The sequence below is a fragment of the Fretibacterium sp. genome (assembly GCF_057312375.1).
In genome coordinates this window covers 1-6799 of record NZ_DBHLDX010000082.1, presented here as the reverse complement: position 1 = coordinate 6799, position 6799 = coordinate 1, and the positions used below count along the sequence as shown (strand labels likewise).

Annotated in this window: 7 protein-coding genes; 3 read left to right on the top strand and 4 right to left on the bottom strand. The window is 62.8% G+C overall.

All coding sequences use genetic code 11. The features are described from left to right. Positions 1-133 precede the first annotated feature (133 nt). Positions 134-499, bottom strand: a complete 366-nt coding sequence (locus ACO41U_RS09490; protein WP_298782014.1) for a hypothetical protein — start codon at positions 497-499, stop codon at positions 134-136. 210 nt (positions 500-709) lie between these two features. Between ACO41U_RS09490 and ACO41U_RS09485 the strand changes: the two genes are divergently transcribed. From ACO41U_RS09485 to ACO41U_RS09475, 3 genes are read left to right on the top strand one after another with little or no spacing between them, the layout of a single operon-like run. Next, complete coding sequence (locus ACO41U_RS09485; RefSeq protein ID WP_485943469.1) at positions 710-1558, top strand: hypothetical protein; 849 nt, start codon at positions 710-712, stop codon at positions 1556-1558. Between the two features lie 51 nt (positions 1559-1609). Beyond that, on the top strand, positions 1610-2503 hold the full coding sequence (locus tag ACO41U_RS09480) for a hypothetical protein (RefSeq protein ID WP_485943467.1): 894 nt from the start codon (positions 1610-1612) through the stop codon (positions 2501-2503). A gap of 59 nt (positions 2504-2562) precedes the next feature. Then, positions 2563-4239 (top strand): formate--tetrahydrofolate ligase, encoded by a 1677-nt coding sequence (locus tag ACO41U_RS09475; RefSeq protein WP_485943465.1) that lies wholly within the window; start codon positions 2563-2565, stop codon positions 4237-4239. A gap of 78 nt (positions 4240-4317) precedes the next feature. On the opposite strand, the gene ACO41U_RS09470 is transcribed toward ACO41U_RS09475, so the two are convergent. The 3 genes from ACO41U_RS09470 to ACO41U_RS09460 form a co-directional block, all read right to left on the bottom strand. Beyond that, a complete protein-coding gene (locus tag ACO41U_RS09470) occupies positions 4318-5067 on the bottom strand; it encodes a hypothetical protein (protein WP_485943463.1) in 750 nt (249 codons plus the stop codon). A gap of 30 nt (positions 5068-5097) precedes the next feature. Next, complete coding sequence (locus ACO41U_RS09465; protein WP_485943461.1) at positions 5098-6324, bottom strand: SPFH domain-containing protein; 1227 nt, start codon at positions 6322-6324, stop codon at positions 5098-5100. A 43-nt stretch (positions 6325-6367) separates the two neighbouring features. After that, positions 6368-6799 (bottom strand): hypothetical protein (locus ACO41U_RS09460; protein WP_485943459.1); only part of this gene is annotated, 432 nt, incomplete at its 5' end.

Here is a 6799-nt window from a genome sequence, read left to right as displayed (position 1 = left end):
TGAAGGGAGTCCATACGGTTGACGGTTCTTAACGACTTAATCAGTGTTTCCCTAAATAAAGGAGCGCACGCGCTCAGTCGGGAGTCCGTGCGCTCCTTCGCAATTTTAGACAGGTTTAATTCGCCAAGCGAGGTCACGCGCCGGCGGTTCTCTCCTGCGCCTTGCGCTTCATGGCGCTGGCCTCTATCATCCTCGTGCGGTTGGCGTTTTGGAGCGCCGCCTGCGCCATAAGCTCTCGGCTGTTCTCCCGCTGTTCCTGGTTTCTCCGCTTAATAGCCTCCTGGCGCATACGAATACGCCTCAGTTTCTGGGATTTTTCCACCATGTCGGTGTGTCGGTCCCACGCCCGGAACGTGGCCTCCGAGGTCCGCGTCTTTGCCTCCTCAACCTGCTTCAGCGCGTCCTCGATGTTAGCGAAACCCTTGCCCCCGGATACGGCCTCCCCGGCGCTGGACGGCGAGCTCTGGAGGCTGCTCAGCCCGTTGTCTACCCTCAGCATCGTTCCCCTTCCCTCCTCGACGGCAGATCGCCTTTTGCGTCCATTATAGCATGGGGGCGAAGCGACGCGGCAGAAGAACGAACGAACGGGGGTTGCATTGGGTGCGATTTCTGCGATTCCCTGTATAATGAGTAGGAACGACATCTCTGGTGCCGTATGCGCCCCTCCTGAACGCGAGGACGGCGCACGATGATGGAGAGTGATCTTAATATGCGACGGTCGTTTAGAAAAAGCGCTGTGCTCGTTGTGGCGTCGGTCTGCCTTGTCCTTTCGGGCGCGTCGTTCTCCGAGGCGTCCTTTGTCTATCCCGGCTCCTGCCCTGTGTCCCCCGGCGGAGTTGCGGTCTGGCCTTTCCCCCAGGGCGGAGCGGTGATCGCAGCGTACCAACAGCCCTACGCCATGAATTTCGAGGTCTGGAAGCCCATGGGGTTGCCGGCGGGGTGGTACGCCACCTTCGACGGCTTCCCCGTCGCGCAGGCGGCCCAGAACCGCTGGGTGTACGGCCAGCTTGGACCCGATGGAGCGCTCGTTCCGACCTGTGTCCTGGTGGGGTCCGTCGTCCCCGGGCAGGTCCCTGGACTGACCCGCATCGCGGCGACGGGCCTGTGCGGCCGATACGTCAACGACCCTGAGTTTTGCAAGATCATGGACTACCGCTGTGACCGTATGGGGATCATCAGGGACCCCCTGGCTCGAACCGTGGTTGCCTGGCGATCGGGGAGCGAGGGCGCCTGGGTGTGGCTTGGGGATCGCTGGAAGAAGATCAAGCCGCTGGCAGGGGAGTACACCTGGCATGCGCTGAAGCGCCGGCGTCAGTGGATCGGCGAGGAACTCCGCAAGAACTGTATCTGGTGGTTTTGCGTGGAGCCCTGTGACTTTGCAAACCTGGCGCGCCAGTGGGGGCTCCTGTGGGGCGGTGAGATCTGCCTCGACGCTCTCGGCGGCTATCGCGGTGGCGACGGCGCGGAGAACCGTGATTTCCGAAACCTCCCCGCAGGCAGGACCCCGGATACGCCGGAGAAGAAGCCCGACAACGGCGGCCAGTGGGACGTCGAGTAGGGCAGAGTGAGAGGGAACGGACGCTTGCCTTTCGAGGGGAGTGATGGTTGCATGGACGAAGAAGAAATGGACGTCGAGGCCCTTCTGGACAGGGCCTATGAGTCCGAGGACGCGGAAGAAGTGGAGGCGTTGGTGGCGCGGGCCCTGGAGATCGAGCCCGACAATCCGGAGGCGCTTTTGCTGCGCGCCGACCTGACGGACGACGACGAGGAGCGCCTGTCGATCCTTCAGGGGGCGCTGGAGGCCGTGGAGGCGGTTCTGAAGGAGGAGGGGGTCGATGAAGAGGCCTACGAGGAAAATCCCCTTGGGACCGTGTACCTGGCGTTGATGCAGCGCGCGGCGTTCACGCTCTATGGCGTTGGGGACGACGAGCGGGCCATGGAGTTGATTGAGCGCCTCCTGCGCCACGATCTGGACGATAACGGCGCGGTCAAGAGCCTCTACTACAGAATACTGATCGAGCAGAATGAGTGGCAGCTCATCCTCAGCAGGACGATGCAGGACGAGGACCACCAGTTGGGCTGGGCCTATGCCAGGCTCTGCGCGGCCTTTATGCTGGCCCCGAAGGGAGCGGACCGGGGGACGGCGGCACGGATGTTCTGGGAGGCGCTGATTATGTCCCCAAACGTCCCCTTCTACATGCTGGGGTACTTTGCGGAGCCTGCGGACGACTCCGAAACGGAGGAGGAAGACTTCAACTTCGCCTCGCTCTACGCGGACGTGTGGTCCACGTCGCGGGACCTCCTCAACTGGTTCTCCCGCGGAGTGATCCTGTTTGGCCTGCTCTCCGGCCGTTTTGGCGAGGAGAGCGGCGATATGCTTGAAATCCTGACCTCCCTTGGCGGACGGCAGGAATATGAGGCCATGTGCAAGCTCCCGATGGAGGGCGACGACGTGGCCGTCATTGAAACGTTGGCGGCACACCACTGTCTGGCAGGACAGTGAAAAGGCGGCGCGTGAAACGCGCGCGCAAATCCTAAAGAGGAAATGGAGTGACGGATCAGATGGCAAACGTACCGAGCGACATCGAGATTGCGCAGGCAGCACGGCCCCAACCGATCGTCGAGATCGCGAAGAAGTTGGGCATCGCAGAGGGTGAACTGGAGTGCTACGGAAAGTACAAGGCCAAGGTGGTCCCTGAGGTGCTGAGGGAGCGCGCGAGGAAGCCGGACGGCAAACTTGTCCTCGTCACGGCGATCACGCCGACCCCGGCGGGCGAGGGCAAGACGACCACCAGCGTCGGGCTGGCGGATGGATTGAACAAGATCGGCAAGAAGGCCTGCGTAGCGCTTCGCGAGCCCTCTCTCGGGCCCAGCTTCGGCGTGAAGGGCGGCGCCGCGGGCGGCGGCTACGCCCAGGTGGTCCCGATGGAGGACATCAACCTGCACTTTACGGGCGACCTGCACGCCATCACCACGGCGCACAACCTCTGCGCCGCCATGCTGGACAACCACCTTCAGCAGGGCAACGAGCTGAACATCGACCCGCGCCGCGTCGTGTTCCGCCGCGTGATGGACCTGAACGAGCGCGCTCTGCGCAACATCGTCATCGGGCTTGGCGGCAAGGCCAACGGCGTGCCGCGCGAGAACGGCTTCGACATCACGGTCGCCTCGGAGGTCATGGCGATCCTGTGCCTGTCCATGGACCTGATGGACCTGAAGGAACGCTTCAAGAAGATGGTTTTGGCCTACACCTATGACGGAAAGCCCGTTACGGCGGGTGACATCGGCGCGGCCGGCGCCATGGCCGCCCTGATGAAGGATGCCATCAAGCCCAACCTGGTGCAGACGCTTGAGGGAACGCCCGCGTTCATCCACGGCGGCCCCTTCGCCAACATCGCCCATGGGTGCAACAGCGTGCAGGCGACGCGGCTGGGCCTGAAGACGGCGGATTACCTGGTGACGGAGGCTGGGTTCGGCGCGGACCTGGGAGCTGAGAAGTTCCTGGACATCAAGTGTCGCGTCGCGGGGCTGAAGCCCGATGCGGTCGTCGTGGTCGCCACGGTGCGCGCGCTCAAGATGCACGGCGGGCGCAGCAAGAAGGAGTTGGGCACCGAGGACCTGAAGGCGCTGGAGGCGGGGATACCCAACCTGCAGAAGCACATTGAGAACGTTCAGAAGTTCGGCCTGCCCGTGGTGGTGGCGATCAACCGCTTCCCTCTGGACACCGAGGCGGAGCTTGCCCTGGTGGAGGCGAAGTGCAAGGAACTGGGCGCCTCCTTCGCGCTGTCCGAGGTTTGGGAGAAGGGCGGCGAGGGCGGCAGGGAGCTGGCGCAGAAGGTCGTTGAAGCTTGCGAGAAGCCCTCGAACTTCAAGTTCATCTACGACGCGAAGATGAGCCCGAAGGAGAAAATGGGGGCCATTGCGCGCGAGATCTACGGGGCAGAGGGCGTGGACTTTACGCCGCAGGCCGAAAAGGACCTTCAGGTCATCCACGATCTGGGCAAGGACGACCTCCTGGTCTGCATGGCCAAGACGCAGTACTCCTTCTCGGACGACGCGACGAAGGTGGGGCGTCCCAGCGGCTTCCGCATCACGGTGCGCGAGGTGCGCCTCTCCGCCGGAGCCGGGTTCCTGGTGGCGGTCACGGGCGAGATCATGACGATGCCCGGCCTGCCCAAGAAGCCCGCGGCGCTCTCCATCGACGTGGACGAGCAGGGAAAGATCACGGGCCTGTTCTGATCCCGCTTTCGAGCGGAAACGGCCCGTTGGAGGATGCATATAAGTTGTGGCCCTGAGGGTTCCTCAGGGCCACAGTTCTTATTTTGCGTTGATGACCTCCATGTCGCGCTGTTTCAGGGCGCTCTCCGCGGCGTTGCAGGCCGCCAGCACCGCCTGCCACTTTTCGACCCGATCCGCCTCCGTGCCGTTCGTGAGGGCGGCGATGGTCCCATCCAGGGTGCCCAGGGCGTCGCTCAGGACGTTCTCCGTGCTCCTGGAGGCCGGGGTGGGGTCCGCGTACTGAAGGGAGTCCGCCAGACGAAGGAGGGGGGAGAAGTCCTCTCCGGGAAGGTTGAGGGAGAGCTCAAGGTTCTTGACCAGGTCCTGGAGGTGGCTTGCCTTGAGCGAGAGGGCCAGACGTCCCTCCCTCTGTTCCCTGCGGTCTGCGCCCCCGTGCTTCAGCATCGTCATGTTGATCAGGAGGAGGGGGAGGAGGAAGGCGGCTACTCCTCCGACGTGAATGAGGAAGTACGTCGTCGTCGAGAATTTAAGGTAGACGTTGAGGACGGAGGCAGCGATGACGAAGACGAGGTAGGCCGCCAGGATGCCCAGGTAAGAGAAATTGCCCGGAGCCTCCCGGCCGCTGGAAAGCGCGAACTTCGTGGAGAAGAGCAGGCCCAGGATCAGCGCGAAGGCGAGGGAGGCCATGGATATCCAAAACGTCGTTCCCCGCCCCTCCGGCGTCGTCAGGAAGAAGATGAAGACGCCCGCTGTGACGGCGATGAGGGAAAAGACGAGGGCGAGGTTAAAAACCTGATGGAGTTTGTCGATAGCGCTTCTGATGCTCATGACGATCCTTCCTTTCGTGATGCGTGCCGCTTACGGCAGAAGGGGTTTCCCGCACTCGGGGCAGAATTTCGACGCCATTTCGAGCCGTGTTCCGCAGTTGGGGCAGGAGAGGGACAGGCCGCAATGCGGGCAGAACTTGCTGTCCTCCGCGCAGGGCTTGCCGCACTTCGGGCACTTGTGCGCGGACGTCGAGGCAGGGCTCTGCTCCTCCGTAAGCCGCGCTCCGCACGCAGGACAGAAGGAGCTTGTGGATGGGCAGGACTTGCCGCACTTGGGACAGCTCACGTCCGAAGCCGACGGGGTCACGGTCGGGCTGGCTGGTTGAGTGCCTTGTCCGAGGGGGTTGACGTACTGTCCCATCTGGGCGGCCATCTGTCCAATGGCGCCGCCCAGCCCCATGCCCGCGCCCAAACCGACGCCCGCACCCATCAGGGAGCTCCCGCCGCTCTCTCCCCCGGCGTCCTGGGCCGCCGTTTCCAGCACGTCGAAGGAGCGCTCCTGCTGGTAGGTGTACCCCTTCAGGTCCATGCGCGCCCGCTCGCTCATTGCCCGTTTCAGGTCCTTAACGGCCTCGTCGTCGTCCGGGACGTTGATGGAGCCGAAGAAGAAATTCACGGACTCGATGCCGTACTCGTTGAACACAGGGCGCAGGACTTCCACCGCTTCGTCCGACATGTCCTGGAGGTAGGCGCTGATGTCGAAGATGCTGATCTTCTTCTGCGATATATAGGTGGCGATCATGTCGCCGATGCGGCTCAGCAGGAGCCCCCGGAACGAGTTCACCAGGTCCTCGCGAGTGATCTGCGTGCGGGTGCCCGCCAGCTTGAGCAGGAACTGTCGGCTCTCCTTAATGCGGATGCCGAACTGGCCGTAGGCCCGGACGGGCAGCGGAACCTGATATTCGGGATCGCGGAGCAGGATGGGGGTCTGCGTTCCCCACTTCACGTCCAGCACGTTCACCTTGTTGATGAACCACACCCATGCCTTGAAGGGGCTCTCGCCTCCCGTGGGCAGGTTGAGGAGGTGCCGCAGGACGGGAACGTTCTCGGTGGAGAGCGTGTAGCGTCCGGGACCAAAGAGGTCCAGCGCCTGTCCGTCGCGGAAGAGGATCGCCTCCTGGGCCTCCTGGACGATCAGCTGAGTCCAGTTCCCCAGCTCGTTGCTCCGCGCCGGGGCCTTGGCATCCGTCCAACGCCATGCGAAGACGTCGCCGCTGTCAATCTTCTCATCCCACTGTACGATCTGTAACAAAGCCATGATGGGCCGTCACTCCATTCTCGATAAATTTGTCCGCCGCGCCTTAGACGCTGGGGGTCAAGAGTTCCATGAAGATCATCTTGTTGATCTGAGTTTGAAGGTAGAGGGGGCCGAAGACGACGAGAAGTACCGTCGATGGCGCGATGGTGTGAACGACGACGGCCTTCTCAAGGTATTGGGAGGCATGAGCCAAAAGGATGTCCTTGACGCGGAAGGCCAGCCAGATGGAGAGGAGAAAGCTCGCGCTGAACACGTAGTTGTTGTATGTCGAGGCCGTTTCGGCATCCACCCCCATCTCTTCCCAGGAGCCTGGGAGGATCAGGACGCCGAGGCAGAGCGCCAGTTGGACAATCGTGGCGAGGAGAGGCAGTTTTTTGGGAGAGTTCATGCGGTTCAGTGATTGTGCCCTCGTCAGGTACCACACGGGGCTGTAGATGCCCATGGTTGCAATCCAGAGGAAGGGCAGGGACAGGCC